This is a genomic window from Pedobacter sp. GW456-11-11-14-TSB4 (genome assembly GCF_059424425.1).
The window spans coordinates 213,272-239,443 of the sequence record NZ_JBWKZK010000004.1 but is presented as its reverse complement, the minus strand read 5'-3'; the positions used below and the strand labels follow the sequence as shown (position 1 = coordinate 239,443).

Below are 26,172 nucleotides of genomic sequence, written 5' to 3'. Positions count from 1 at the left end.
AAGTTTTTATTAATTCGGATACATAATTATTTAAAACGCCAATAATTTATGAGTCTAACAGTTTTCCAACCGAAAAAATTGCCTATCAATGTACTTAAGGGGCCAGCAACATACTTTACTTTTTTTAGCCCAATTCCTTTTGCTTTATTAACGGCTTTTTTAGAAATATCCTTAAATTTCGGATAACTAGCTGTTGCAATCTGTTGATAATGGACTGAAAAAATTTTATTAAGCATATCAGCAGGAAACTTATCCTTTAAGTGAATGTATTTTAATTCAGTAGCTTTATACATAGACTCATAGCCTTTATGGGTTAGCTGGGCAGATAGGTTTTTATTGTTAGAATGTTGCCGATAATAACTAACTGCTTCATGCGCAAAACAAATGCCTTTTGATGCTAAAATTACCCTGCAGAAATATTCTCCATCGTCATCCATACTTAAACTTTCGTTCCATGGCCCAACGCTGTCTAGTATATATTTTGGACACAACCAAGAGTGTATAGTAACCATTCCTCCATAGTTGGTTCCGATAAATTCTCCAGCATATAATTTATTTGCGAAGTCTAGATTATCACCACAATAACCATCAGTCCAAGTTTTTATTGGCTCTTTTAAAAGTATATTGTCTCCATCATTAAAGTAAATGGTTGAACAAATGCTCAAGTATCCTTCATTCTGTTCTAATAACTTGACTTGGAGTTCAATTTTTCCTGGATTTATTAGATCATCAGCATCTAAAAATTGAATATAGTCTCCTTTTGCTATAGCTAAACCGGCATTTCTGGCCGCACTGGCACCTTTATTTTCTTGTTTTATAACATTTATATTGTCTGACTTGTATTTTTTAGCAATTTGATATGAATTGTCAATAGAGCCGTCATCAATAATAATAATTTCTTTATTTGGCCAAGTTTGATTAATTACACACTCTATCGCTTCCGCCAAATGATTTTCTGCATTATAAGATGGAATAATTATCGAAACGAGTGGTGATTTCATTTGTTTTTATAGGCGATTTTTTTGGATAATTTAATTGAAGGTTTTTCAATTAAAACGTAAAATATATAAGCGCAAATTATCGCAATTAATAGTTGACTTGTTAATGTCAAAAGCTCTAAATTTTTCGGTATTGACAGTTTTTTATAAATTCCAAGCAAATAAATTAGCACTAATGGATGGATGATGTATAAGGAATATGATATTTTGCCTAAAAAATCGAATACTTTTGCGATTTTCTTTATAAAAGAAACAAAAAGTACCACGCCAAATATGAGCAGAAATACACCCATATTAAAATTTAAAAATATGCTTACTGCGCTGAATGCAATAACTATCAAATATTCTTTTTCTTTAGTTGAATGATAATGCATAGTTGCAATGCCCATAGCAAAAATAGGAGCATAGGTAGTAACTAAATAACCAGAATTTGCAAATGGAATGAAAGAAGTTAATGAGAATAATAACAGAAAACCTATTCTATATTTGAGATTAGTATTTAGGAAATATAAACCTCCAATTAAAATATAAAATTGAAATTCAACGCATAACGTCCAAAAAACGTGATTGTAAAAACCAAAATTTGTGAAAGGCACTATATAAAAAACATGAGCTAAAAATTGCGCTGGAATAAATGGAATGCTGTGCCCTCTAAACGATGGGATGGAGGTGAATAGCCAAAATGATAACAATGTTAAAATAATTGTTGTTAAATAAGCAGGGTCTATTCTGATTGATCGTTTTAATAAAAAACTAAAAAAATGTTTTGGATGATAATTATTCTTTATTAAAGCGAGGCAGATTACATAACCACTTACAAAAAAAAATACATGTACACCATATTGTCCATAATTTAAAACCTTTGATAAAGTTTTATAGGCTATTAAAGTAGATCCATAATGACATAATACCACAGCTAATGCAGCAAAACCTCTTAAAAACTGAATGCTTTGAATAAATCCTTTATGATTTTCCTGCATTAAATATTTTTAGCCACGTGTTTTTACTATATGAATTTAATGGAACTTGATTATTGTTTAACCAGGGTTCTTTCAAATAATTAATATATAAATCTTTGTTATTATCTATTTCGATGATTTTTTCTATTAATGGTTCGAAATTTAAGTTGTTATAATTTAAATACATCTTTAGTATTCTACCATAAGATTTTAATTTCCTACTTAAATGATGTTGAGGTTTTCTAAATTCTTGAGGTCGAAAATCGACAAAGTTTTGTTGCGAAGATTCTTCTAAAGATCTGATGATTTCATTGTTTTTAATTTTAATATATTCATTAGCGTTTAAAAAGCTTTTCACATTGAAAATTTCATTCACATTTATATCTCCACTGTAAATAGGTAAGCTATTTACTTGAATAGCATCATATAGTTTTTCAGTTTGATAACCAGGATATGCATAGTTTTCAAATGCAATGGTAAACTTATATTTAGAAAGGAATTGGCGTTTCCTTTCCCATGTATTCCCTTTATACAAACTATCAATAGCGCCTGTATTATTCATTGATTTGCCAGGAGCATCAACTTTTTTATACTTTGATAATTGCCTAAAGAATTCTTCTCTATATGGAACTTTGTTTGAATACAAGAAATTACAAAAGCATGTTTTTTCATTAACAATACGATCAATATCATTATCTGTAAAATTTTTTATAAATAGCTCAGGATTTACACCATGCCATTGAATTCTTTTATAATTAGGATTATTAATTTCCTTTTCCAGAGGGATACCGAATGCGTATTCGCAAGTAGTTAAATCTGGAGTCATATTTTCACAGAAATAGCCAATCCTTGTATAATTTCCTATTGGTGGAATATTATTGCCATAAGGGCCGAAAACGATGAAGTCTGGCTGATCAGATTCTTCAAAATCAAATTCATCTGTAATTTTATTGACTTCAAAAACCTCTTTTACGAAATCATTGAATGACAATCCATTTTGAAATTTTATTTTAATAAATTTTTTCGACATATTTCAAACCAATAGTGTTACCATTTCTTGTATTGTTCTTTTTGGATTTAATACTTCGTCGTAAAGCTTTTTAGCCTCTTTAGCGTAATTATCCTGATTAGCATTAACAATTTTTCTAAGTGCAGTATTTATTTGCGAATATTCCTTTATTACTTCTCCAGCTAAATATTTATCGAATAATTCAGGGTAAAAAGTGCTATTTGTAACAATTGTTGGAATGCCGAGCATCATTAAATTAGAAAATTTACCAGAAGCCAACCCAATTTCTCCAATATTTTTTCCTAATCCATTTTGAGGCTGAGCAGCATACAATGCAAACCCAACATCAAAGCATGCTAAAAATCCGAAATACTCATCATCATTTTCAAAAATATGATGATATAATGTAACATTAATGCCTTTTTTCTGTAGCTCTTTAAGTTCGAAATGTGCCTTGTGATTATCAGAAAACTCTTCGAAACTATGAATTACAAGCCAAACTTCTGATGGCCAATCTTCTTTTAATGCATCTATAAATAATTGAGCACCACTCCAAGCCTCAACACTTCCAGAATGAATTGCTAATTTATAGTGATCTTGTATGGAGAGCTTCTTTTTTAATGACTTTACATATTTTGATAGATGAGATATATCTGAAGTTGTTGCAACAGGAATAAGATGCCATTTAGTGTCTTCAGAAATATTGTTCTCCGTTTTTAAAAGAGACATTCGCACTTTATCTTGTATTAGAATATCGGTTACCTGATGGGAATATTTTAATTCTTTTTCCTTTAATTTTTTGTCCCGTAATGTATTAAGCTCATCTTGAAAATAGATTTCAAACGAAAAATAAACTAGTTTTTTGCATTTTAAAATTTTGTTCAGTCGACCAGCTATAATTAGCCCAACATGATCTTGTCCAATTAGTGTTTTTACCTTTTCTTGATATAAAAATTTGGTTAAAGAAATATAATCAGCTATTGCTGAAATTATTTTAAAAGGATTTTTTGGAAATATGATTAAGGGATTTGGAATTTTATGTTTTTTAATTTTTGATAAGTCATCAGGTAATTTGATATTCCCATCTGGGCATATCAAATGAATTTCAACTCCTTGGTCAAGAAATTCTCTAAATACAGCAAGTACAGTATTATTTGTGAAAAGTGTTTTTGAATTTGTGAAATAAGCTATTTTTTTACTCATAGCTATCGCAAACTTATTTTATTTACAATTACCTCTAAATTTTCATCAGTTAAACCTAACCCACTAGGTAAATAAAACCCATTTCTGGCTAATTTCTCGGCTACGGGATAAATTTCATTATCAAATAGCCCCATTTTTTTAAACACAGGTTGTTCATGCATGCACCAAAAGAAAGGTCGTGTTCCAATTTTATTTTCCGCTAAATGAGCAACCATTTTTTCCTTTTTTGCTACACTTGGCGCAACTAAACCAAAAACCCAGTAAATGTTTGAAGCAAATTCGGTCTTAGCTAAGGGTAACTGAAAGCCTGTATCTTTTAAGAATTGAAGTCCATTTTGATAATCATCTCCCATTTTTCTCTTAATAATAATAAAATTTTCAATCTGCTCTAATTGTGCCAAGCCTAAAGCGGCTTGTAAATTTGTCATTCGATAATTCCATCCCAACTCATGATGCACAAAACGTGGTCCATTAGGCTCAAAACATAGATTGCGTAATTTTTGGCATCGCTCTGCAAGAAGTTGATCGTTTGTTAAAATCATTCCACCCTCACCCGTAGTGATATGCTTATTTGGGTAAAAACTAAAAATGCTGATGTCTCCAAAACTTCCGCACATTTTACCCTTGTAGGTTTGCCCATGCATTTCTGCAGCATCCTCAATTATTTTTAAATTATATTTTTTTGCCAATTCTAATACAGGATCCATATCTACAGGTAAGCCATAAATGTGAACCACTAAAATGGCTTTCGTTTTTGCAGTGATCTTAGACTCAATCTCACTTATATCCATGTTCCAAGTATCAAGCTCACTATCTATTAAAACAGGAATTGCCCCTGCGGTTATAACAGATTGAGCAGGGGAGATGATGGTAAATGTAGGCATGATTACTTCATCACCTACACCAATATTTAAGGCTTTTATGGCAATATCTAATGCAGCTGATCCATTACTTACAGCTATTCCATATTTACATCCAATATATGAACTAAAACGATCTTCAAATTTTTTGATAAATGGGCCTTCGCTACTAATCCAACCAGTTTCAATACATTCAGTAAGGTATTTCAGTTCATTTCCATTTAGCAATGGGGTATTTACAGGAATAGGAATATTCGTCATACTAGATTATTCTTTTATTTTTCTCAATACATAGCATACACCCCATGTAGCTGACGAAGGTTTATTTTTTGTTTCGAATTCTTCGCTATAAAGTATTTCGAAACCAGTTGATGAAGCCAATATTTCTAGCTCTGGTTTACTAAAATGGCGCATAGGATGTTTCTCCGAAAATTGAGTTTTGCTATTGTCTTTTAGCTGAGTAATGTTAATCGTATAATTTACTTCAACAACATTTTTTTCGCTCAGTATAATTGGATCTGCTTCTCGAACAATTGCTAAGGTTTCACTTTCTAGTTTTTTTGTTCTTTTTTCAGGTTTTTGATCATATACTGCAGGACTGTGCCATACATCAAAAATAAATAAACCCTCAGCATTTAATTGTTGGTTTACGTTGCTAAAAGCTTGAATTAAACTTTTAGTATCAGTTAAATAGCTGATTACATGGAATAGAGAGATTGTCACATCGAATCGCTGGTCAAGCTTAAAGTCGGTAATATCGGCTACCTTGAACTTAACATTTTCATGAGCCCTGTTATTGGCTAAATTTACCATAGCCTCACTTCTCTCTAAACCAAAGATTTCGTAGCCCAAATCTGCCAAAAGAAATGCATGTTTACCAGTTCCAGAGCCTAACTCCAAAATGCTTTTAGCATTCGGCAGATCCCTTTTGATCACCTCATCAATATATTTTGCCTCTGCCTCATAGTTTTTATCCTGATAAAGCAAATCATAGTATTGGCTATACAACTCAAAATTATTCATGTGTATTAAATTTAATGGCTCCTGGTTGATGCTCAAATCTCACCTTATCTTCATCTCCACAGTATGGTCCTTGTTTGATCTCAATCATTTGAGTTTCCTCCATCATTTCAAAACCATGTCCCCCTGCGGCAAGTAGAATCACGTCGCCCGTAGATACAGTACTACTTTCTAAATAATTACGCTCATCATCATAAAAATCTACCCTTACCTTGCCACATTTGATGTAGAGCACTTCTTGTGTAAGGGTTACTTTGCGCTCTACCAAATTATGTACATGTGGATCAATGATATAACCTTTAGGCCTATTCATGTAACCCAGCTGCTGCGAAAAATCTCCAGGGGTAAAAAAAGAAATACCTTCCTTATGGTAATTAGCACGAATAATAATGGCCAAAATCTGTTCTAGATGAGTTATTTTTTCAATCATTACAGCTTTTTATATATAAAATATGTAGAGTTAGAGGCGTGATAATTTACATCAAACTTTTTAACAAGTCTAAGTTTATTTTTTTCACAAAATTCGTTTAGTATTCTTAAGGGAACAATAACTGGAAACCTATGTTCATGCTCATCTTCAAGCCACCTATTTACAGTTTTGAGCGTAAAATTTTCATCGGTGAAACAATCAAAAATAATAAATCCATCAGTTTTACAAACTCGATACATTTCATTAAGATAATGAATTGAATTTATAAACGGAATGTATACAGTAACCCCATGCATGGTTAAGATATCAACACTGCTAGATGCTGATTGATGCAATGAGAATCCATCAGAATGATGAAATTTAATTTTACTTTTTGAAGAATATTCTTTTTTCAGATATTCTACCCATTTGAGGTTGGTTTCATAAACTTCATAATTCTCTGGTTTGTAATTTGAAACGAATTTTTCTAAGAACATACCTGTTCCAGTTCCAATTTCTAATACTTTTGGTGAATATAGACGAACAGTTTCAAATATTTCTTTTACAATATAGTCTCTTCTAACTCCAACGCCTCCTAAATTGTTTTGTTCTAAATACTCACATAAGCTGAGACTCATTTCCTCTGCTTTCGGTACAACATCAGATGGTTCAAAGTATCCCATACCTGTTCTTTGGAGGCGAAAACCGTATTTATTCAATATTCGTTCGATAGAGTTTCTAATCAGTGTCTTTAAGGTCATTTTCACTATTTATAAATTTAGAATCTGCTATGAAAGAACCAAGGCTAGTCGAAAACGGGAACGTTCTATTAGGCATGGGAGAGTCAAATAGTTCAAATCCCAAATGATCTTTTAAAAAATCATATTCTTCGTTTGCATTTGGTCCTAACCATGCATATATAACATATTGATCTGGAATAAAATTATTTAATTCAATTTCACACGTGTAAATTTTATCAGGGTTATTAAAGGAGATTGAAGGAAGCATCGAAGATGGATAAGCTTCTGTAATAGTTGAACCTGCACTATTCTTTATCCCGAAGGTAACAAATGCAGGAGGTGCACTACTCTTATTTATTTGGAACTGTATTACTAAAATTTGTTTCGGTTGTTTGCCTAAAACTTTAAGATTAATTTTGGTAAAAATAGGCTTATCAGTTTTGTTTTCATTAGAGTATGAATTGTTTAAAAAATTCTGATTTTTTAAATAATTATCTATTGATGATTGGACTGTACCATTAAAAGCTAAAGTGCCATTTTCTAAAACTAAACCATATTTACACAGCTCTAAAATAGCTGTCATATTATGACTCACAAACAATACCGTTCTACCTTCACCTTTACTCACTTCGCCCATCTTGCCTAAACACTTTTTTTGAAATTCTGCATCGCCCACAGCCAACACTTCATCAACTATTAAAATTTCACTTTCTAAATGGGCAGCAACAGCAAAAGCCAATCGTACATACATGCCACTGCTATAGCGTTTTACGGGTGTATCTAAATAGCGTTCAATCCCAGCAAAATCAACAATTTCATCCAATTTACGCTGGATTTCTTTTTTACGCATGCCCAAAATCGCTCCGTTTAAAAAGATGTTTTCACGTCCGCTTAATTCTGGATGAAAACCTGTACCGACTTCAAGTAAACTGGCAATTCTTCCATTTCCAGTAATTTTTCCAGTAGTTGGCGATGTAATTTTGCTTAAAATTTTAAGCAATGTGCTTTTCCCAGCACCATTTCTACCAATAATGCCTACTGCATCACCTTGTTCTATTTCAAAATTAATGTCCTTTAAACTCCATACGATATCACTAGTACTTTTGGTGTGTTGGTTATTACTTTCACCAATCCTTAAAAAGGGATCTTCTTTACCACGCACGCGGGCATACCACCTCTCTAAATCTCTGCTGATAGTTCCAGTACCAATTTGGCCTAACTGGTAAGCTTTTGAAAGGTTTTCTACTTTTATTGCAATTGACATTTATGGTTAGTTGGGTGGTGGTAAGTTGGTAAGAACTTAAGATTTTGCTCTAAATTGAGCTTTATGAAGTGAATTAATCTTATTTGTAATTTCTTCTAATTTAAGTCTTAAAGCTAATAATCTTGTTCTTTAATATACATTAAATCTAAGGCACCAATTAAATGATTAACAGTTTCTATTGCGCTAGAATAAGCAATAACAAAAAAATGTGCTCTATTTTTGGCAATTAATCTGGCCGAACCTTCAGATATATTGTCGCCAATACTACTTGTTGATCGTTTAATCTGACTAGTTAATCCAAAAAGTTCTTCTCTAGGAAATTGATTTACAATTAAATAAACTTCTTTTCTAAACTGTCTAGACAATTGCCAGACTTCTAATTTTTCAAACGGATAAGTATACATAAGCTTTATTTAATTACTGAATAATAAATAAAGGATGATTTATTATTTCATTCCCATCTCACCATCTCACCAACTTCCCAACTCCCCACCTAAACCGTATCCACAAAATTCCGCTCCACTTTATTAAAAGTCACAATTCCAATCAGCAATAATACAAGAGTAACCAAAGAAGTATAAGCTAAATAGTTCCAGCTAAAACTACCTTCACCTAAAAAGCCAAACCTAAAGGTTTCAATAATTGAAGTCATAGGGTTATACTCTATTAGCCAGCTGTAGGTTGGATATTTTGCGATGGCTTCAGATAAAGGATAGATCACCGTTGTAGCATACATCAGCAATTGCACTCCAAAACCGATTAAAAAAGCCAGATCTCTATATTTTGTTGTCATTGCAGAAATAATCATTCCGGCACCTAAACCTAATAAAGCCATTAATAAAATAATGTATGGGAAAAGCAAAATTGCCCAAGTAATGTGAAATGCTGCTCCATTTAAATAATAATAGACCATAAAAACAATAAATAGGAGCATCTGTACTGCAAATCTTACCAAATTACTTACTACAATACTTAAAGGCATAATCAATCTTGGGAAATAGACTTTCCCAAACATAGCCGCATTGTCTTTAAAAACACTTGAGGTTTTGGTTAAACAATCTGCAAAATAATTCCAGGCGGTTATACCTGCCATGTAAAACAGGGGCTTTGGAAGTCCATCTGTAGATATGGCGGCTAAATTTCCAAAAATGAAAGTGAAGATAATGGTGGTAAATAAAGGTTGTATAAAAAACCACAGTGGACCTAAAATGGTCTGTTTATAAAAAGAAACAAAATCTCTCCTTACCAAAAGCACCAGCAAATCTCTATATGCCCAAACCTCATTTAGTTTGAGGTCTAGTAAAGAAGATTTTGCTTCTATTGTCCAATCATTTTTTTCTAAACTCATTTAATAAGTTTATAGCTCCCTCTCTTTAAGGAGAGGGCGGGGGGTGAGGTAAAAGACAAATCTATTTCTAAGCTCATTTATTTTATGATGTAGTTAGCTCGCTTTTGTTGAGGTATAATGTATTATCAGAAAACTTGGCATCATAAGTTACAGAACCATGTAAAATTAAATTCTTAATCGCTTCACGATATTTTTCATAACTAAAAGCTGTAAAAACTTGCTGCTGTAGTTTAATTTTAGTTTCATCAGTAGTGGTTTCTAAGAGCGACTTTTCTAAAACAGATTGTATCCCGTCAAGATCATCCGGATCTACTAACTTCCCTAAGGTTCCATTTTTTAAGGCATCAACGCTGCCATCTTTGCTACCACCAATTACTTTTAATCCGCTAGCCATTGCTTCTATAAATACAATTCCAAAGCCTTCTTTTTTGCTGGGTAAAATAAAAATGTCCGACAAAAGAAAATGTGCTGTCACTTCTGCTTCATCTACAAAGCCTATTAACTTTACATGTTGCTGCAATCGATGTTTTGCTATCAGTTTTTCAAGTCTAATTTTTTCCACTTCGTCAGGTTTGCCAGCAATAAGGTAAACCAGTTTTGGATACTTCTCAATAAGTTTTGGGAGTATGGCAATTGTGTTGTCATAACCTTTATATTTTTCTGACGATGAAAGCCTGCACAATGAAAAAATAATTTTATGATCTTCAGTCAATCCATAACGTTTAAGCAACCTAACCGGTTTGCTAAAATCAGTTGGAAAATAATAAAAAGGATCTAAACAGTTATTTAAAACAGCTAATTTTTCCTTTTCTATACTTTGAATCGCACTGATTTTTTGTAATGTAAATTCACTAACCGCAATAATTTGATCAAATTTTTTCAATGCCCTAAGTTTGGCTTCGGGTAACTTGCGCCAGATCTCTATGCCATGAGCTATCAGGTATACCTTAGTTTTCGGACTAATTTTTTTGATAAGATAACCGATAGTGAGCAAGTTAATGTGGCTAAGGATAACTACATCAGAAAATATACCTTTTATAATAGATTGAAGCACAAACTTTTTTCTGTTTTCACTAAAACCTGTAAACTGTTCATTGGTTAAATACCGTGAATCTCTGTCGTAAGAGGTATCATACATGCTATATACCTTTGATATAACGACATTTTCTGTCGCCAAGTCATAAAGAGCCCTACAAATGGTTCTGCAAACTTTTTCAATTCCTCCAGTAAAACCGAAGGTTTTTAAGGTTAGAAAAAGAACTTTTTTAGCTGCCATGATAAATTTTATACAAAGCAAATGCAGAAGACCAATGCAATTCATTTTGATTAAAACTACTCATCAATTTTTGGGCTCTTTTATTTTGATACAAATCAGGAGATGAAATTTCTTTGTTTTTTTTCATCCATTCTTGAAAAGGGAAGGTGAAACCCATTTTAGATCTATTCCATATTTCCTCAGGCAATTGATCTTTATAAGCCTCAATTAATAATCTCTTTTTTTGATGTATGCCAAATCTTATCACTGGATGAATTGAAGTTACCAAATTGATGAAATTTTTGTCCAAAAATGGAACTCTAACTTCAACGCCGTGGCTCATGCTCATAAAATCAGTGTCTTTTAACAACTGGTTTTGCATGTACATGTTAATCTCAAACCAACTGGCTCGCTCTTCATCATTTAAGAATTTAATGCTTTCATTTAAAGGGATATTTTGCAAGCAGTCGATCACTGTTTTAATATCAATATCTAAAAGTTGTGCTATTACATCTGGTGTGTAAAGCCCTCGTAAGCATAAGTATTCACCTACAGGTGATTGGAAACTCAAATAATATAATCTTCTGAGCTTGTTGTTGGTTAAATAACGAGCACCCTTAATCAATTCTTTACTTATTCTACCTAAATTCTGTATTTTTCTTATTCGGTCAAATGAGGGATATCCTCCAAAAAGTTCATCAGCACCTAAACCAGATAGCACTGATTTGATACCATTCTCTTTTGCACATTTGCATACAAACCAAGAGTTGATCCCATCATTAGTTGGCTGATCCATGTCTTGCAAAATTTGCTCGAAATTATATACAAAATCGCGGTAGCTAATGTTATGCTCATGGTGCCTTGCAGAGAGTTGATCTGTAATAACCTTACGGTGTTTACTTTCAGAATAATCTAATTCATCAAAATTTGCCGAAATAGAAGTGAGATTCCCATCAGTATATTGATCGGCTAAAATAGTTAATATGCTAGAATCCAAGCCCCCACTTAACAAAACACCTATACTTGTGTCTGTTATCAGCTGTAGTTTAACAGCTTGATTGAGCTCAATTTTGATCTTTTCAATCGCTTCCTCTTCATCTAAAATCTGGATATTGGTGGTAAATTGATAGTAGGGATAAATTTGAAAAGTAGCCTTACCTAAGTCATACTTTAAGAAACTTCCTTTTGGTATGCTAAATATGTCTTTTAATGTTGTAAATGGTTCTGGAATATGTCCAAATGCTAAGTAATATATTTTCCAATTTTCATTTTCTTGGATAATGCCAATTTTCTTAAAAGCCTTAACTTCCGAAGCAAAAAAGAAATCATTGCCAGATTTACCGAAATATAAGGGTTTTATGCCACTTTGATCCCTAACCAGATAAACACAATTTTTCTCACTGTCATGCAAAGAAAACGCAAATATCCCGTTTAAACGAGCAAATGAGAATTCTCCCCAATGTTGATAAGCTTTGATGATAACTTCTGTATCAGTCTGAGTAGTAAATTTATAGCCGAAAAGTTCAAGTTCATTTCTTATCGATCTGAAATTATAAATTTCACCATTAAAAGTAATCGAAATTTGCTGATTATCGCTGTACATCGGTTGATGGCCTGCGCTACTTAAATCTAATATGGATAATCTTCGATGTCCGAAACAAACATTATCCGATTTATTCAGATCAAGGCCAAAGTCATCCGGGCCACCGTGTATCATAGTATCGCACATTTGCGTTACCTTTAACTTAAGGTCTTCAGATTGAAGTCTTTGAGATATGATGCCAGCTATTCTACACATTTTATTTGCTTCTCTATATCTTTCTGTCGTAAAAAATATGAAGTGAGGATACAGCTTCGCCCTCTCAGTCACAACTGATTATTGTAACCTCTTAATCTTTAATGTTTTACTTCAAAGGCTCGATGTGAGCCATCGAAGTTTTAATTAAAATAGAAAAACCTAGGTTTTCTAATCGTAAAACTAAACTTTTTTTGCTCTTTAAAGATACTAATTCCGCGATAATTCCCTTAAAAGGACCAGCTTTAATTAAAACTTTTTCACCTAATGAAAGTTCGTGTTCAATAAGCTCTAAATCAGAATAGTTAGCTAATAATAATTTTAAATCTGCTAATTGTTTAGTTGGAATAGAAGCAATTTTGCCAGAAAAATAGATAAATCTGGTCACACCATAGGTCATTAAAACTTCAGCATATTCTTTTGCAGATATATACACGAATAAATAAGATTTAAGCAAGGGTTCTTCAGTAATTTTTTTGCGATCACTCCATTGCTTTTCGGTTTTAATAAGAGGCAGATAAGTTTCAATTCCTTTTTTATTGAGTTCTTCTTGTGTTTTCTTCTCTGCTCTTGAACGTGTATATATTGGATACCATTTATAATTGCTGTCGATCATTTTGGAAAGGCAGATTTGCCAGAGGTTATTTGTTTGTACTTATTTACGCTATTAACATCTGTATATAATACCTGATTAACAAACTAAAAAAATCCTATTTCTTTTTCCAAAATTCCCACCATTTCTTAGGGTCATTGTCATAATAGCCAGAACCAGCATAACCAGAATAATCAGAATAGTAATATGTGCTATTGCCACCGCCTCTTGAGTAATCGGTAGTGTAGTAGTTAGAATGCAAGGCATCATCTCCAAAGGCATTAAGCACAATGGCAAGGTTGCTTAAACCATACTCGCGAGATAGTCTCTCTGGTATAGCTGCGGCTCTATATTGTGATTTACCAGAGCGGATAACAAATAAATTAACATCAGATTGTCTAATTAATGGAATAGCGTCAGAAACCAATCCAACTGGGGCAGTATCTACCAAAACATAATCGTATTTTGGTGCTAAAATAGCCAACAATTCTTTCATTTTTTCAGTATGTAATAATTCTGAAGGATTTGGAGGAACAGGTCCTGAAGGCATGAAGTCTAAATTGTGTACATCGTCTCGAGTAATAACCTCTTCTAAGGTAGCTTGTCCGGATAAGTAACTACTTAAACCAATTTTGTTATTATTGCCAAAAGCTTTATGCATTTTCGATTTACGTAAATCTGCTGCAATCAGAATAATTTTTTTATCAATTAAGGCTAACGTACTAGCTAAGTTAACGGTAACAAATGATTTTCCTTCACCAGAAACTTCGGACGTTACGCAAATAGTTTTGCTCTTTTTATTGGCAGCTAGAAAACTCAAATTTGTTCTTACAGATCGTACCGACTCAGCAAAAACCGATTTTGGCTTAGCCAATGAGAGCGCTTGTCTACTATCCTTATCAATAAATTCCGGGAATTTTCTAATAACACCAATAATTGGCGTGTTTGTAAGTGCTTCAACCGTTTCTTTGTCATAGATAAACGGATTAAGGAAACGAACTAACAAGATTAATCCAACACCTACACCTAATCCCATCATTGCAGCAAACGAATAAACTTTATTTGGGTTTGATGAAATCGGACTAGCATAAGTGGCTAAATTTACTATAGCAGCTCCTGGTACTATTGCGGCTTCATTCAATTCTGATTCTAATTTTCTTTCAGATAAATAGGTCAAAACTTTATTGCTTACATCAAAATTACTTTGGTATCTAACAAAATCTTTTTCTTTTGCTGGTGTGGCACTTATGGCTTGTTTAATTTGTGCAATCTGACTATCTACATATTGTAGCGTTTTTAAATTCCTGCTTCTCGCTGCCGAAATGTTATTTCTAATCGCACTTTTAACGGTGTTGATTTGATCATCAATCTCTTTTATAGGTGCAGAATTTGCCCTAAAATCTTTTAATTTAAGTGATTTATTGGCAATTAATGTGTTAAGTTGACTAATTAATCCTGATAAAGAAGCACTTAAATTTCCTTCTAAATTTAAGTTTATTGACACCTGATCGCGGTTACTATCTAATTCTTCTTGTAACTGCCTTATTCCTAATAATTCTAAATTAAGTGTCGTTTTTTGCGTTTCAAAATTAGTTAGTTTTCCAGTGTTAACCTGATTACTTGAATTAAGATCAAGGATATTATTCTGTACTTTGTAATTCGCAAAGTTTGACCCTGCAGTATCTGCCTTTTTGTTAGAAAATCCTAACTGCTGATCAATAAAAGCAACCGTTTGCCTAGCAGATCTTCTTTTCTCTACCACGTCATGAGCAATATACTCCTTCATAATCGAGTTAAGCATATCAGTTGCAAATCCAGCATTGATATCGGTAAGGCTCAACTGCATTACATTTGTATATTTAGCGGCCTCATTGGTGTTCACGTTAGCTCTGCCCAAAAAATCCTCTTTGCTATTAAATTTAAAGCTATAGTTACCTAATTCTGGTATTTGGGTTTTGATTTTGAAAATCATGTTGCCAATTGAAATAGGTTGACCGTAACTATACTGCGTTTTAGCTCCTTTTTCACTAGTCGCCATAGAGAATTTCGAGCCGTTTATATGTTCAACGAAATATTCATTTCTGGCGAAGTTGATTGAATCTTGTTGTATAATTTCGACTTCAAATGGCTTATTCGGGTATAATTCTGTTTTTCTAATGGTTCCCTGTATGAAATAAGAAATTTTATAATCTAAATTTTCAATAGCCTTTAAAATAACTGCATTACTTCTAATTACAAAACCTTCTGCTTGTATCTTATCTGTATAATTGTATACTTGTGACGAAGCTGCTGCAGAATTTACCGTAGGATTGCTCTCCTGTAATTTCAATTGCCCAAATGTTTGGTAGGTTGGTACAGTATACATCAAATTAATCTTGGCAATAATTAGTGCAATAACAACACAGCCGGCAATCCAGTACCATCTGCTAAAGAAAACTTTAAATATCTTATAAAAATCAATGTCCTGACGAACAGATTTTGGGTTGGAAATATGATCTGGAGTATTCATTATTTAGTAAATGTGAAAATCAATAACGCAACATTCAATAAAACTAATACAGGTTGTACAACGCTGTTAACACTCTGCAACTTATCACTAAGGGCGCTACTCTTGGTTTGGTTAATAATAATGATATCATTGTTTTGTAATACCAATTTATTGTATCTGCTTGCCAAACTATTAATGTCATTTAAGTTAACGTAAATGATTTCTTGTTTATCTTTTTCTCCACGAATAATTTTAAGACTTTTTCTATCGGCAAATTTTGTTAGTCCGCCGGCTTCGCCTAAAATATCAATCAAGGTAGTATTATCTCTTTCCAACAAAAAATTCCCTTGTCTGTTAAACTCACCAAATAAAGTCACTTTTACATTCACCACAGTAACTTCTATAATTGGGTCTTGCAAAAGTTTTTGTCCATAAATTTCCTGTAATTTAAAAGCAGCTTGTTTTCTTGTTAAGCCAAGTACATCAATTCTACCTATAGCAGGTAAATTTACTTTGCCTTCTTCATCAACTTGGTAAGTGATTACATTAGCACCAATAACATCATTTGTGTTAGTGGTAGCCGAGCTTTTTGCTCCAAATTCCTTGTTTTGTATATTTCTAACAGCTAAAAGGTCATTCACCTTTATTTTATAATAAATATCTGTAGTGCCTTGATCATTCACAACGTACACTTGTTTAATGGTGTCAGTTACAACATCTGTAGGTGCATTAAATAAAGATTGCTCTTTACGGGCGCCGCAAGAACTTAAAATCGTTATTCCAATAAATAATACCAATATCAAATTAAAAATAGATCTCAGCTTCATGAATTATAGAAATTTAGGGGATATGCCTATTAGGCATTAAAGATGATGAAAAAAATAGGATTATGAAAGTTATATAGCATTTTTTATCATAATGTGTTTGATGATTTAATTAACTTATTAAACTAACATATGCAGTTTTATTAATAGGTTATATATAATAAAACTTAGGTGTGTAAACAAATTATTGAATTATATATAAATGTATGTTTTTATTATCTTTGTAACAAAGAAGTTGGATAAGTATATTGTTATCAGTAAAATAGATATATGATATTTATCTTCTGATGTAGCCAGTATGATTAATGGCTTAACATTTATTATATGAATTAGCCAAGTATGAAATATCTCATTGCAATAATCTTAGTGTTCACATCTTGTTGTATTTTAAGTTATGATACATATGCAGCTGATGGATGTTACAGCAGTTCAACAGGAAGGTTTTATTATATCTCAATAGGTGCAAATAATTGGAGTGGTAGTACCTATGCAACCGCCAGTGGCACAGCTACCTGCAGTACTTTTACGGGTGGATCATATACAGGAGGATATTGTTTAATAGAAGGTACGAGTAGTACCAATTATAGAAACGCGACTACTGATTTAATCTATCCTTGTCCAATAGATGATTATATCCCATTTTTTGTAATTGCCTTTTCTGCCTTAGGTTTTGTCTCTTTAAAAAAGCGCATAACTTTCCATTTGGGTTAATAGCTATTTAATTTTGATTCTCTTTCCGATATAGCTCAATCAAAATGGAGAATTATTTTGGAATATATTAATTTATTCCTTAAAGTTGTGAAAATTTCGTTTTAGTTAATGAATCTTCCATTCATGAGAAAAATAATCCTTTTAATAGCTCTTTTATTTTTGACCGTTATTCCCGCCAGTGCTATCACTGGTTGTTTAGTTGGAACAAATTTATACACCAATAATGTGGGTAGCTCTGGTGGTGTTGCTTATTATAATTTTACACCAAGTACAGACGCAACAGGGTTTTGCCTTAGAAATGGCACATCTGCAACACCTTGTCAGTGGGGCTTTTTTTGGGGTAGCAGTTGGATTAATTTCGGTAATGGAACTCTAGGTGATTATGGGCCTCCAAGCGTCCCAGATTATTGCCCGATAGATGATTATGTTCCGCTTCTTATAGTTGTATTTGCTCTTTTTGGCTTTTGTTATATTAAAAATCTAACAATGAGACATTTGCTGGTTTACACCGCAATATGATTTTTACTTGATCTTAAATTTAGAGTTCCTTTTAAAACTTAAATGTTTAACTTGCAGTTAATTTTATTTACTAAAATTAATTTGAAGATAAAATAATGGGTTTTAGTGGCTTTAATCTGCGCTGCTTTTTAATAATAGTTTTCCATTCTATGAAATACCTTTTTCTACCTATTCTGCTTTTAATATATAGCGAAGGTGTTGCTCAAATGGCTAGCTCAGGATGTTATGATGGAAGTAAAGTTTACACTAATTATCTAGGTACTTCCAACCATTATGGTACAATTCATGAAGTTTATTCGAACGCTAACGACGAGTATGTAATTACCATATATAATAATTCTGACGGGACAAACACACCAAAGTGTGATGAAATTGTGCCAACGGGAATTACGCCAACAGGTGGTAATCAATGCTGGATTGCAGCAAGCGTACCTCCAAATAATTCATCAGCAGGTGTTTCTTGGCAAACAAAAGTAAATATCACTGGTACTTACACACCATGCCCAATTGACGATCACGTCTCCTATTTGATAGCTCTCATTGTGATTTCAGGAAGTTTTTTTCTTCAAAAAAGAATTTTTGCTTAGGCTTTTATAGCTAAAACTATTACGAATCGTATTGAAATTTTTAATCAAACCATTTAAATAAAAAATTTAAGCAATTCCCAAAACCCTGCTATAAAATTTTCCGTAACTGTATTTCAAAATTTAAATAACTTGAAACTACATTTACAAACTTTAAAGCGCTTGAGCTTTGCCTTTATCTTTATTTTATTACCGTCTTTAATTAAAGCCGAAAGCGGTATTGGATGTGTCTTAGAAACAGGCGGAGGCGGAGTAATTTACACTACCGAATTTGGAGACACTAATTTTTTTGGCACTAGATACAGGGTTTATAATAGAGCAGGGAATACCTATATGAAAATTTACGGTCCTACAAGCAATTGCGGCGAGACCAACTCTGCAAATGTTACATCTTATAGTCGTCCGGGATATTCTGGGCAATGTTGGGTAAGTAATTTTCGAAATCCAAACAATAACCAAGATACAGTAGAGTATGGCGCATGGGTAAACTATACTTCAGTAACTCCTTGTCCATTAGATGAACAACTATTTTATTTTGGGTTTTCAGCAGCGGCAGCCGGATTTGTGTTTATTCGGAGAAAGGGTTTAATGCCTAATGAAAACTCTAAACTATAAGGTTTTTAAATCAAATTTCTTGCTTACTAAAATCACTATAATTTTTTAATGGTGTAAGATGAATATGAATTATGGTTTTATACTTCACTCATATAATTAATTGTTTTTCAAAATACAGAGAAATACGACTTCCAGCGTAATCCATCATTTGAAAATGAACAAAATGAACTGAACAGTTTCCTGAAGAAGGAGTTAGTTTTAGCATAATCATTGCTAAAAACTATGTTTAGATCAATCTTAATTGTCATTTTTACAGTACTTTCATTAGATGCATTTTGCCAGGGTTCTGCCTCAGGTTGTTTACTACCAAACGGAATTGTTTATACACAGTCTCTTGCAGCCTCAAATACCTATAAGAGAAATGGGCCTACACTAACACTAGCGCCTAATTATTGTGCATGGTCTCCTTCAAATGGCCCATCATGTACAGTATGCAACTCACTGGCTAACTTATCATGCTTTTTTGATTCAGGTAGTGAGGGTGTTCAGGGTTTTTTTACAATGGTCGAATGCCCCTTAGATGATTCTGCCGCGGTAATTTTCAGTGCAGCTGCACTATTCGCCTACATCAGAATTCGTAAGAAGCCTTGACTTAAATTTTGCGTCAAGTATCATCATTCCTCTGCAAGTTTTATGATTAGTTAAATACCCAATTCCCAACTTAAGGCTTCATTATTGTTTACTAAATTAGGCTCAATGCTTTTTTGCTGAGTATTTACAAAAGGAATAATTTAACAATCTCTTATACGCCAACTCTCCACAATTTGAGCTGCAAAATATTTCCTGTTTTCAATTTGAACTCGATCTGTGTAATAATGTACACCTATTGCAACCAACAAACAGCAATCTCCTTTTTGCCTGGCATCTATTTGAAGTTAGCTCCTTTAAAAGGCACGCAAAGGTCTATTTTAAGCGTTTGGCTCTGGTAGATTTGATATTGATCTCTACTTAGATCAAAATTAAAAATCAGTACATCAAGTCCAATAGTGCTGGCATTTAAAACTTTTAAAAAGAAAACTTGTTCAACAGCTCCTGCTTTAACATCGATAGTTAAATGTGCATTTTTATCCAGTTGCACCTTAGGGGTAAAAAAAATAAATTGGTTAAAAGAAGCAAAAGCATTAAACGCAAAACTTTTTAATAAACTAATGTCGCCGTCAACCAAACTTTTATTTCCGCTAAGCGATTTAGGTATGCTATTGAAAATTTGCATAAACACCTTTTTCATCCGATTTACGAGATTCCCATTGCCGTATTTGGTGATAATTGGAGTCAATACTTTTCGAACATAAGCAGCGTTCTTACTTGCCTCGCCAAAATCTTTAGCACTTTGTTTACTTCCCTCAGAAAGTTGATAATTGTTGGCTGCTGTTCTCACTAGCACTTTTTGATTTCGGGAGTAGAAGATAAGGTTTCCCAATTTCCCCGATAATTTAACAATCCCTTTTTGTATGGCCATAATTTTGTATATTAGCGTAATAGAGGGATTGATAACTTAAAGTTAGGTAAAATTTCTAAAAATCCAATCTCTAACCTTTAACACTAGTCCATAAAAACTCCGCCTCAAGTCCGCATTATGATCGCATAATTTATACTTTATCTAAACATGCTAATCATTTGCTATAGCAAATATGCGCTGCTGCTATCTAAGTTTCTTTTGTTTTAAGATGATGCATTGTTGTAATTAAATAAGTATTTGTTGATCAACGTGGCAAATGTTCATAAATCCTAAATTTCCATAGCTAAATTCGTATTGCAACTTTAATTTTTTTACTTAATAGTTTAATTTATCTCATTAATAAACAATTAATTAACTTATCATTTCTAATTATTAAAAGAATTGTTTATTCAGCTTTTTATTCCTTAAGTTTAGTTAACCTGATAAATCCTAGCTTATGAAAAAGTTGTTATTTATCATCCCTAAGGTTTTATTTTGTTTCACTCTATTACTGATAATACTATGCCATAGTTTTAATGTTATAGCAGCCGATGGAGTAGACGGTTGCCATATAGTGACGCCTGGTGGGCAGCATAGAAATTACCATACACCATTTCTCTCAGGTGCCGGCAGCCCTAGTGAGTGGATAGCTACATCAGCAAGTGGCGCCGGATATAATTTAAACACAACTAGTCGTTGTATAGAAACTGTTGGGGCATTTTGCACGGTATATAAGTTTGGAACTGGATCAAGCCCAGTTCCTGCAGATATTTTATATACCGGAAACTATGCAATAATGATTGATTGCCCAATTGATGATTATATCCCTGCTTTATTTATCTTTACCCTTGGCATTGCAATTGTTTACATCAGAGGAGTGCCAAATTTAGTAAATGAAAGTAAGCATCATCACGGTAGTATTTAATGGCGAAAAGTTTATTCATGATTGTATTCAATCAGTGCTTGAACAAGATTATTCAAATTTAGAATACATCATTGTTGATGGTGCTTCCAAAGACAACACGCTAGCTATTGTAAAATCATATAAAGATCAAATTCATCATTTAATTTCAGCACAAGATAATGGAATGTATGATGCCCTAAATAAGGGTATCGCCTTAGCAAGTGGAGATGTTATCGGTATTTTAAATTCGGATGATATGTTAGCTTCTTCTACTGTTATTACTGATATTGTGTCGAAATTTGTCGAAGCTAATGCAGATGGAGTTTATGGTAATTTAAATTATGTAGACGCAAATGATCCTAAAAAAATAGTTAGACACTGGGTAAGTAAACAGCATCAAATCAATGATTTTAATAAGGGTTGGATGCCCGCTCATCCTACTTTATATTTAAAAAAATCGTTATTCAAAGCCTACGGAAATTATTCCTTAAATTATGGTACTGCTGGTGATTATGAACTGATGATCAGGTTCTTATATCGTTATCAAATTAGAGCTGTTTTTATTAATCAACTCATTGTAAATATGCGAATTGGAGGTATAAGTAACTCTTCTGTTAAGCAACGGTGTTTGGCTTTCATTAACGATTACAAAGCGGCTAAACATAACCAAATTTCATTCCCCTTATGGGTAATTGTATTAAAAAAAATTGGTAAGATTAGCCAATTTTTACATAGAAAGTAATTATTTTAATTTTCTATAAATTTATTAGGTACTTTTGGTTACACTCAATTACATATCGTGGATTTTTTTCAGAGCTACTTGATTTATTACATTGGTATTATTGGTTTGTCATTCCTGCTAGTGGTAGCAAGTATACCTTCTATCATTTTTACAGCCATTAAATATCGTTTGTTCGATAGCGCTGATGGTTACCGCAAATCACACAGAATACATATTTCGAGATTAGGTGGGGTGGCTATTTTCTGTAGTTTTACCATTACAACATTGTTATTTGCGGCAATGGTAGATTACAAGCAAGCCAATTTCTTAATCACTTCATCCATCATTTTATTTGCGCTGGGTTTAAAAGACGATTTATATGGCGTTAGTCCGGGTACCAAATTTTTATTACAAATAGTAGTAGCAACTATATTAGTTGTTGCAGGTGGTTTCAGGCTCACCAGTTTTTATGGTGTTTTTTTGCTGTGGGAAGTTGAGCCTTTATGGGGTGCTCTGTTTTCGATAGCGGTAATTATTTTTGTGAATAATGCGTTCAACTTAATAGATGGGGTTGATGGTTTGGCAGGCACTTTAGGCGCAATAGCAACTTTATGCTTCGGCGTGTTTTTTGCAATTGCAGAGACTTTGCCTTATGCTTTTATTGCTTTTGCTATGTTCGGCGCAATCATTGGTTTCTTAGTTTTCAATTATCAACCAGCAAAAATCTTTATGGGCGATACTGGTTCGCTTATAATTGGTTTGGTTTGTGTCGTTTTAGCCATAAAATTTATAGAATTAAATAAGGTTGGCAATAAGCCTGATCCAAATTTTTATTCTGCACCAGCAATTGCGGTAGCAGTTCTTATCATCCCAATATTCGATTCTCTTAGAATTTTCTTTATTCGATTATTACATAAAAAACATCCCTTCAAGGGCGATCGAAATCATGTACACCATCGTTTGCAACGATTAGGTTTTACTACCAACCAAATTGTTATTTCTTTGGCCTCCATAAATTTTTTAATGATTATAATGGCATTAATGCTTCAAGAATGGGGAAATTTTATGTTGATATCAATAATAATAACTATCTGCGTATGCTTAAACGCCATCATTACCTACCGGATAGGTAAAATGAGAGATGTTAATTATAAATTGACAGATATAATTTTTAACGATACTTTTAAATCAGCCGACTAACTTCTTGTTTAAATATTTACCTCAGAAACATAAATATTATCACACTCTTAAAAAGAATATAGCTAATTTTACACCATGAACATTGCAATAAATGGCTTTGGTAGAATTGGTCGAACTTTTCTTCGTAATGCGCTTAAACGTAAACTTAATGTACTTGCTATAAATGATCTCACGGAGCCAGCTACATTAGCACATTTGTTTAAATACGATTCGGTTCATGGCGTTTATAATGGCATGATTACTTCTGATGAAAATTCAATTACAATAGATGGAATATCAATCAAAGTATCTGCAGAGAAAGATCCCAGTCAACTACCTTGGGGCAAATTAGATATAGATCTTGTAATAGAATCTACTGGCAAATTTACCAACAGAGAAAAGGCAAATTTGCACATTTCTGCCGGTGCCAAACAAGTAATAATTTCAGCGCCAGCTACAGATGCATCTATACCAATGGTGGTAATTGGCGTAAATGATCAACAAATTGATTTAAATTCGGCCATCTTATCAAATGCTTCATGTACTACCAATAATGTGGCGCCAATGGTTAAGATTTTAGATGACATTTGGGGTGTTGAAGAAGGCTACATCACTACCATACATTCAATGACCGGTGATCAGAACTTACACGATTCGCCTCATAAAGATTTACGTAGAGCCAGGGCAGCTTCGTCATCAATCATCCCAACTACTACTGGAGCAGCAAAAGCAATTACCCATATTTTTCCTCATCTAGAAGGAAGACTTGGAGGCGCAGGTATCCGAGTACCAGTATTAAATGGTTCGCTAACAGATTTTACCTGCATTTTAAAAACTAAAACTACCATCGAAGAAATTAATAAAGCATTTAAATTAGCAGCAGCTAAGGAATTAAAATCAATAGTAGAATATACAGAAGACCCAATTGTTTCCGTTGATATTATCAATAATCCACATTCTTGTATATTTGATTCACAACTTACCTCAATAGTTGGCGATTTGGTAAAGGTTGTAGGTTGGTATGATAATGAATCTGGTTATTCCAACCGTTTAACAGATTTAGTTGAGCTAATAGGTAAACAGAAAAACTGATTTTTTGATGGTTAAATTTATTCCACTTGAATTAACATTAAAGCTTAGAAGTAAAATTTTAAGAAATGGTATGCCATTGGCCGAATGTAAATTTCCAACTGATGATGTTGAAGGAGTATTCCATTTGGCTGCATATAAAGATGATGAGATAGCCAGCGTGGCCACCTTTTTTCCGAACAAACATAAAAACAATGTAGAATTAGGCTATCAATTAAGAGGAATGGCTACTAATACACCTTTTGTAGGTAAAGGTTTTGGTAAACAACTGATCCAATTTGCTGTTCAATATATAAAAACTACAAAAGCTAGCTATATTTGGTGCAACGCCAGAAGTAATGCAATAGAATTCTATAAAAAATTGGGCTTCGAGATTATTTCAGAAGAATTTGAAATTGCCGGAGTTGGCCCACACTACGAAATGATATTAAAAATTTAAAAGATATGAATACAATAGACCAGATAAGTTTCAAAGATAAAAAAGCCTTAATTAGGGTAGATTTTAATGTGCCTTTGGATAAAGATTTTAATATTACTGATGATAAAAGAATGCGTGCTGCTTTGCCAACCATTAACAAAATTTTAAATGATGGTGGTTCAGTGGTTTTAATGTCGCATTTAGGTCGACCAAAAGGCGGTCCAGAAGATAAATATTCTTTAAAACATATCCTTGGCGATTTATCTAGATTACTAGATGTTGAGGTGAAATTTGCTAGCGATTGTATTGGTGATGATGCTGAAAATAAAGCTAAAAACTTGTTTCCGGGCGAAGTTTTATTGTTAGAGAATTTGCGTTTCCATCCAGAAGAAGAAAAAGGAGATGAGGCATTTGCTGAAAAACTTTCTAAACTGGGTAATGTGTATGTTAATGATGCTTTTGGTACAGCTCACCGTGCACATGCGTCAACCACAATTGTTGCCCAATTTTTTCCAGATGCCAAATATTTCGGTTACTTAATGGCTGAAGAGTTGAAGAATGCTGAGAAAGTTAACCATGGCGCAGCAAAACCTTTCACAGCTATTATGGGTGGAGCTAAAGTTTCTGATAAAATTTTGTTGATCGAAAGTTTATTAGACAAGGTTGATAATTTAATCATCGGTGGTGGCATGGCTTACACCTTTGCAAAGGCACAAGGTGGAGAAATCGGCACTTCTCTTTTAGAAGAAGATAGAATGGCTTTATGTTTGGAGCTTTTAGAAAAAGCGAAAGCTAAAGGTGTAAATTTAATTCTTCCGATTGATACCGTTATTGCTGATAAATTTGATAATGATGCAGCTAAAGATCAGGTAGATAGCGGACATATTCCAGCAGATTGGATGGGTTTAGATATTGGTTCAAAAACCATCGATTTGTTCTCAGAAATCATCAAAAATTCTAAAACCTTATTATGGAACGGACCAATGGGTGTGTTTGAAATGGCTAATTTTGAGCAAGGTACAAAGGCTGTTGCAGAAGCTGTAGTAGCAGCAACAAAAAATGGTGCATTCTCATTAATTGGTGGTGGCGATTCTGCTGCGGCAATAGCAAAATTCGGATTAGAAGATGAAGTGAGTTACGTTTCTACCGGTGGCGGTGCTTTGTTAGAATATATGGAAGGCAAAGAATTGCCTGGAGTTAAAGCAATACAGAGCTAGTTAAGCTTTTAAT

28 protein-coding genes are annotated in these 26,172 nt (G+C 33.1%); 11 read left to right on the top strand and 17 right to left on the bottom strand.

Annotated features, from left to right (window positions below; translation table 11 throughout):
• Window positions 1–26: 26 nt before the first annotated feature.
• From AC07XU_RS14900 to AC07XU_RS14825, 16 genes are all read right to left on the bottom strand, one after another.
• Window positions 27–1,001, bottom strand: coding sequence for a glycosyltransferase family 2 protein (locus AC07XU_RS14900; protein ID WP_494944434.1), 975 nt, complete (start codon window positions 999–1,001; stop codon window positions 27–29).
• Window positions 998–1,978: an acyltransferase family protein gene (locus tag AC07XU_RS14895; RefSeq protein WP_494944433.1), complete on the bottom strand. Its 981-nt coding sequence runs from the start codon at window positions 1,976–1,978 to the stop codon at window positions 998–1,000. Before AC07XU_RS14895 ends, AC07XU_RS14900 begins: the two co-directional genes overlap by 4 nt.
• Window positions 1,962–2,987: a glycosyltransferase family 10 domain-containing protein gene (locus AC07XU_RS14890; protein WP_494944432.1), complete on the bottom strand. Its 1,026-nt coding sequence runs from the start codon at window positions 2,985–2,987 to the stop codon at window positions 1,962–1,964. The genes AC07XU_RS14895 and AC07XU_RS14890 overlap by 17 nt, the downstream gene beginning before the upstream one ends.
• A gap of 3 nt (window positions 2,988–2,990) precedes the next feature.
• The gene (locus AC07XU_RS14885) at window positions 2,991–4,169 is read right to left on the bottom strand and encodes a glycosyltransferase (RefSeq protein WP_494944431.1); all 1,179 of its coding nucleotides are present in this window, start codon (window positions 4,167–4,169) and stop codon (window positions 2,991–2,993) included.
• 2 nt (window positions 4,170–4,171) lie between these two features.
• The gene (locus AC07XU_RS14880; protein WP_494944430.1) at window positions 4,172–5,290 is read right to left on the bottom strand and encodes a DegT/DnrJ/EryC1/StrS family aminotransferase; all 1,119 of its coding nucleotides are present in this window, start codon (window positions 5,288–5,290) and stop codon (window positions 4,172–4,174) included.
• A 6-nt stretch (window positions 5,291–5,296) separates the two neighbouring features.
• Complete coding sequence (locus AC07XU_RS14875; RefSeq protein ID WP_494944429.1) at window positions 5,297–6,052, bottom strand: class I SAM-dependent DNA methyltransferase; 756 nt, start codon at window positions 6,050–6,052, stop codon at window positions 5,297–5,299.
• Window positions 6,045–6,479, bottom strand: coding sequence for a hypothetical protein (locus tag AC07XU_RS14870; RefSeq protein WP_494944428.1), 435 nt, complete (start codon window positions 6,477–6,479; stop codon window positions 6,045–6,047). The genes AC07XU_RS14875 and AC07XU_RS14870 overlap by 8 nt, the downstream gene beginning before the upstream one ends.
• The gene (locus tag AC07XU_RS14865; protein ID WP_494944427.1) at window positions 6,479–7,177 is read right to left on the bottom strand and encodes a class I SAM-dependent methyltransferase; all 699 of its coding nucleotides are present in this window, start codon (window positions 7,175–7,177) and stop codon (window positions 6,479–6,481) included. The genes AC07XU_RS14870 and AC07XU_RS14865 overlap by 1 nt, the downstream gene beginning before the upstream one ends.
• A gap of 19 nt (window positions 7,178–7,196) precedes the next feature.
• Window positions 7,197–8,462, bottom strand: coding sequence for an ABC transporter ATP-binding protein (locus AC07XU_RS14860; RefSeq protein ID WP_494944426.1), 1,266 nt, complete (start codon window positions 8,460–8,462; stop codon window positions 7,197–7,199).
• Between the two features lie 113 nt (window positions 8,463–8,575).
• Complete coding sequence (locus AC07XU_RS14855; RefSeq protein WP_494944425.1) at window positions 8,576–8,866, bottom strand: four helix bundle protein; 291 nt, start codon at window positions 8,864–8,866, stop codon at window positions 8,576–8,578.
• Window positions 8,867–8,955: 89 nt separating this feature from the next.
• A complete protein-coding gene (locus AC07XU_RS14850; RefSeq protein WP_494944424.1) occupies window positions 8,956–9,810 on the bottom strand; it encodes an ABC transporter permease in 855 nt (284 codons plus the stop codon).
• An 82-nt stretch (window positions 9,811–9,892) separates the two neighbouring features.
• Window positions 9,893–11,086 (bottom strand): glycosyltransferase family 4 protein, encoded by a 1,194-nt coding sequence (locus tag AC07XU_RS14845; protein ID WP_494944423.1) that lies wholly within the window; start codon window positions 11,084–11,086, stop codon window positions 9,893–9,895.
• A complete protein-coding gene (asnB, locus tag AC07XU_RS14840) occupies window positions 11,076–12,863 on the bottom strand; it encodes an asparagine synthase (glutamine-hydrolyzing) (RefSeq protein WP_494944422.1) in 1,788 nt (595 codons plus the stop codon). The genes AC07XU_RS14845 and asnB overlap by 11 nt, the downstream gene beginning before the upstream one ends.
• A gap of 106 nt (window positions 12,864–12,969) precedes the next feature.
• On the bottom strand, window positions 12,970–13,476 hold the full coding sequence (locus AC07XU_RS14835) for a UpxY family transcription antiterminator (RefSeq protein WP_494944421.1): 507 nt from the start codon (window positions 13,474–13,476) through the stop codon (window positions 12,970–12,972).
• A 94-nt stretch (window positions 13,477–13,570) separates the two neighbouring features.
• Window positions 13,571–15,961: a GumC family protein gene (locus AC07XU_RS14830; RefSeq protein ID WP_494944420.1), complete on the bottom strand. Its 2,391-nt coding sequence runs from the start codon at window positions 15,959–15,961 to the stop codon at window positions 13,571–13,573.
• Window positions 15,961–16,767, bottom strand: a complete 807-nt coding sequence (locus tag AC07XU_RS14825) for a polysaccharide biosynthesis/export family protein (RefSeq protein WP_494944419.1) — start codon at window positions 16,765–16,767, stop codon at window positions 15,961–15,963. Before AC07XU_RS14825 ends, AC07XU_RS14830 begins: the two co-directional genes overlap by 1 nt.
• Before the next feature lie 336 nt (window positions 16,768–17,103).
• On the opposite strand from AC07XU_RS14825, the gene AC07XU_RS14820 reads away from it, so the two are divergent.
• The 5 genes from AC07XU_RS14820 to AC07XU_RS14800 all read left to right on the top strand — a co-directional run bounded on the left by AC07XU_RS14820 (window position 17,104) and on the right by AC07XU_RS14800 (window position 19,784).
• Window positions 17,104–17,475, top strand: a complete 372-nt coding sequence (locus AC07XU_RS14820) for a hypothetical protein (protein ID WP_494944418.1) — start codon at window positions 17,104–17,106, stop codon at window positions 17,473–17,475.
• 123 nt (window positions 17,476–17,598) lie between these two features.
• Window positions 17,599–17,994, top strand: coding sequence for a hypothetical protein (locus AC07XU_RS14815; protein ID WP_494944417.1), 396 nt, complete (start codon window positions 17,599–17,601; stop codon window positions 17,992–17,994).
• Between the two features lie 149 nt (window positions 17,995–18,143).
• Window positions 18,144–18,581 (top strand): hypothetical protein, encoded by a 438-nt coding sequence (locus AC07XU_RS14810; protein WP_494944416.1) that lies wholly within the window; start codon window positions 18,144–18,146, stop codon window positions 18,579–18,581.
• Between the two features lie 129 nt (window positions 18,582–18,710).
• A complete protein-coding gene (locus AC07XU_RS14805; protein ID WP_494944415.1) occupies window positions 18,711–19,193 on the top strand; it encodes a hypothetical protein in 483 nt (160 codons plus the stop codon).
• A gap of 222 nt (window positions 19,194–19,415) precedes the next feature.
• On the top strand, window positions 19,416–19,784 hold the full coding sequence (locus tag AC07XU_RS14800; RefSeq protein WP_494944414.1) for a hypothetical protein: 369 nt from the start codon (window positions 19,416–19,418) through the stop codon (window positions 19,782–19,784).
• Between the two features lie 274 nt (window positions 19,785–20,058).
• Here AC07XU_RS14800 and AC07XU_RS14795 read toward each other — a convergent pair whose 3' ends face one another.
• Window positions 20,059–20,652: a hypothetical protein gene (locus AC07XU_RS14795; RefSeq protein ID WP_494944413.1), complete on the bottom strand. Its 594-nt coding sequence runs from the start codon at window positions 20,650–20,652 to the stop codon at window positions 20,059–20,061.
• Between the two features lie 436 nt (window positions 20,653–21,088).
• On the opposite strand from AC07XU_RS14795, the gene AC07XU_RS14790 reads away from it, so the two are divergent.
• The 6 genes from AC07XU_RS14790 (at window position 21,089) to AC07XU_RS14765 (ending at window position 26,159) form a co-directional block, all read left to right on the top strand.
• The gene (locus tag AC07XU_RS14790; protein ID WP_494944412.1) at window positions 21,089–21,556 is read left to right on the top strand and encodes a hypothetical protein; all 468 of its coding nucleotides are present in this window, start codon (window positions 21,089–21,091) and stop codon (window positions 21,554–21,556) included.
• Window positions 21,525–22,277, top strand: a complete 753-nt coding sequence (locus tag AC07XU_RS14785; protein WP_494944411.1) for a glycosyltransferase family 2 protein — start codon at window positions 21,525–21,527, stop codon at window positions 22,275–22,277. The genes AC07XU_RS14790 and AC07XU_RS14785 overlap by 32 nt, the downstream gene beginning before the upstream one ends.
• A 57-nt stretch (window positions 22,278–22,334) precedes the next feature.
• On the top strand, window positions 22,335–23,456 hold the full coding sequence (locus AC07XU_RS14780) for an MraY family glycosyltransferase (RefSeq protein ID WP_494944410.1): 1,122 nt from the start codon (window positions 22,335–22,337) through the stop codon (window positions 23,454–23,456).
• Between the two features lie 75 nt (window positions 23,457–23,531).
• Entirely contained in the window at window positions 23,532–24,527 is a 996-nt protein-coding gene (gap, locus tag AC07XU_RS14775) for a type I glyceraldehyde-3-phosphate dehydrogenase (RefSeq protein ID WP_494944409.1), read from the top strand.
• Window positions 24,528–24,534: 7 nt separating this feature from the next.
• Window positions 24,535–24,963, top strand: coding sequence for a GNAT family N-acetyltransferase (locus tag AC07XU_RS14770; RefSeq protein WP_494944408.1), 429 nt, complete (start codon window positions 24,535–24,537; stop codon window positions 24,961–24,963).
• A 5-nt stretch (window positions 24,964–24,968) separates the two neighbouring features.
• Window positions 24,969–26,159, top strand: coding sequence for a phosphoglycerate kinase (locus tag AC07XU_RS14765; RefSeq protein WP_494944407.1), 1,191 nt, complete (start codon window positions 24,969–24,971; stop codon window positions 26,157–26,159).
• Window positions 26,160–26,172: the final 13 nt, after the last annotated feature.

Excerpts from the sequence above, each read along its gene's own strand:
- AC07XU_RS14900 (WP_494944434.1), bottom strand. The coding sequence starts at position 1,001 with ATGAAATCACCACTCGTTTCGATAATTATTCCATCTTATAATGCAGAA.
- AC07XU_RS14895 (WP_494944433.1), bottom strand. The coding sequence starts at position 1,978 with ATGCAGGAAAATCATAAAGGATTTATTCAAAGCATTCAGTTTTTAAGA.
- AC07XU_RS14890 (WP_494944432.1), bottom strand. The coding sequence starts at position 2,987 with ATGTCGAAAAAATTTATTAAAATAAAATTTCAAAATGGATTGTCATTC.
- AC07XU_RS14885 (WP_494944431.1), bottom strand. The coding sequence starts at position 4,169 with ATGAGTAAAAAAATAGCTTATTTCACAAATTCAAAAACACTTTTCACA.
- AC07XU_RS14880 (WP_494944430.1), bottom strand. The coding sequence starts at position 5,290 with ATGACGAATATTCCTATTCCTGTAAATACCCCATTGCTAAATGGAAAT.
- AC07XU_RS14875 (WP_494944429.1), bottom strand. The coding sequence starts at position 6,052 with ATGAATAATTTTGAGTTGTATAGCCAATACTATGATTTGCTTTATCAG.
- AC07XU_RS14870 (WP_494944428.1), bottom strand. The coding sequence starts at position 6,479 with ATGATTGAAAAAATAACTCATCTAGAACAGATTTTGGCCATTATTATT.
- AC07XU_RS14860 (WP_494944426.1), bottom strand. The coding sequence starts at position 8,462 with ATGTCAATTGCAATAAAAGTAGAAAACCTTTCAAAAGCTTACCAGTTA.
- AC07XU_RS14855 (WP_494944425.1), bottom strand. The coding sequence starts at position 8,866 with ATGTATACTTATCCGTTTGAAAAATTAGAAGTCTGGCAATTGTCTAGA.
- AC07XU_RS14850 (WP_494944424.1), bottom strand. The coding sequence starts at position 9,810 with ATGAGTTTAGAAAAAAATGATTGGACAATAGAAGCAAAATCTTCTTTA.
- AC07XU_RS14845 (WP_494944423.1), bottom strand. The coding sequence starts at position 11,086 with ATGGCAGCTAAAAAAGTTCTTTTTCTAACCTTAAAAACCTTCGGTTTT.
- asnB (WP_494944422.1), bottom strand. The coding sequence starts at position 12,863 with ATGTGTAGAATAGCTGGCATCATATCTCAAAGACTTCAATCTGAAGAC.
- AC07XU_RS14835 (WP_494944421.1), bottom strand. The coding sequence starts at position 13,476 with ATGATCGACAGCAATTATAAATGGTATCCAATATATACACGTTCAAGA.
- AC07XU_RS14830 (WP_494944420.1), bottom strand. The coding sequence starts at position 15,961 with ATGAATACTCCAGATCATATTTCCAACCCAAAATCTGTTCGTCAGGAC.
- AC07XU_RS14825 (WP_494944419.1), bottom strand. The coding sequence starts at position 16,767 with ATGAAGCTGAGATCTATTTTTAATTTGATATTGGTATTATTTATTGGA.
- AC07XU_RS14820 (WP_494944418.1), top strand. The coding sequence starts at position 17,104 with ATGAAATATCTCATTGCAATAATCTTAGTGTTCACATCTTGTTGTATT.
- AC07XU_RS14815 (WP_494944417.1), top strand. The coding sequence starts at position 17,599 with ATGAGAAAAATAATCCTTTTAATAGCTCTTTTATTTTTGACCGTTATT.
- AC07XU_RS14810 (WP_494944416.1), top strand. The coding sequence starts at position 18,144 with ATGAAATACCTTTTTCTACCTATTCTGCTTTTAATATATAGCGAAGGT.
- AC07XU_RS14800 (WP_494944414.1), top strand. The coding sequence starts at position 19,416 with ATGTTTAGATCAATCTTAATTGTCATTTTTACAGTACTTTCATTAGAT.
- AC07XU_RS14795 (WP_494944413.1), bottom strand. The coding sequence starts at position 20,652 with ATGGCCATACAAAAAGGGATTGTTAAATTATCGGGGAAATTGGGAAAC.
- AC07XU_RS14790 (WP_494944412.1), top strand. The coding sequence starts at position 21,089 with ATGAAAAAGTTGTTATTTATCATCCCTAAGGTTTTATTTTGTTTCACT.
- AC07XU_RS14785 (WP_494944411.1), top strand. The coding sequence starts at position 21,525 with ATGAAAGTAAGCATCATCACGGTAGTATTTAATGGCGAAAAGTTTATT.
- gap (WP_494944409.1), top strand. The coding sequence starts at position 23,532 with ATGAACATTGCAATAAATGGCTTTGGTAGAATTGGTCGAACTTTTCTT.
- AC07XU_RS14770 (WP_494944408.1), top strand. The coding sequence starts at position 24,535 with ATGGTTAAATTTATTCCACTTGAATTAACATTAAAGCTTAGAAGTAAA.
- AC07XU_RS14765 (WP_494944407.1), top strand. The coding sequence starts at position 24,969 with ATGAATACAATAGACCAGATAAGTTTCAAAGATAAAAAAGCCTTAATT.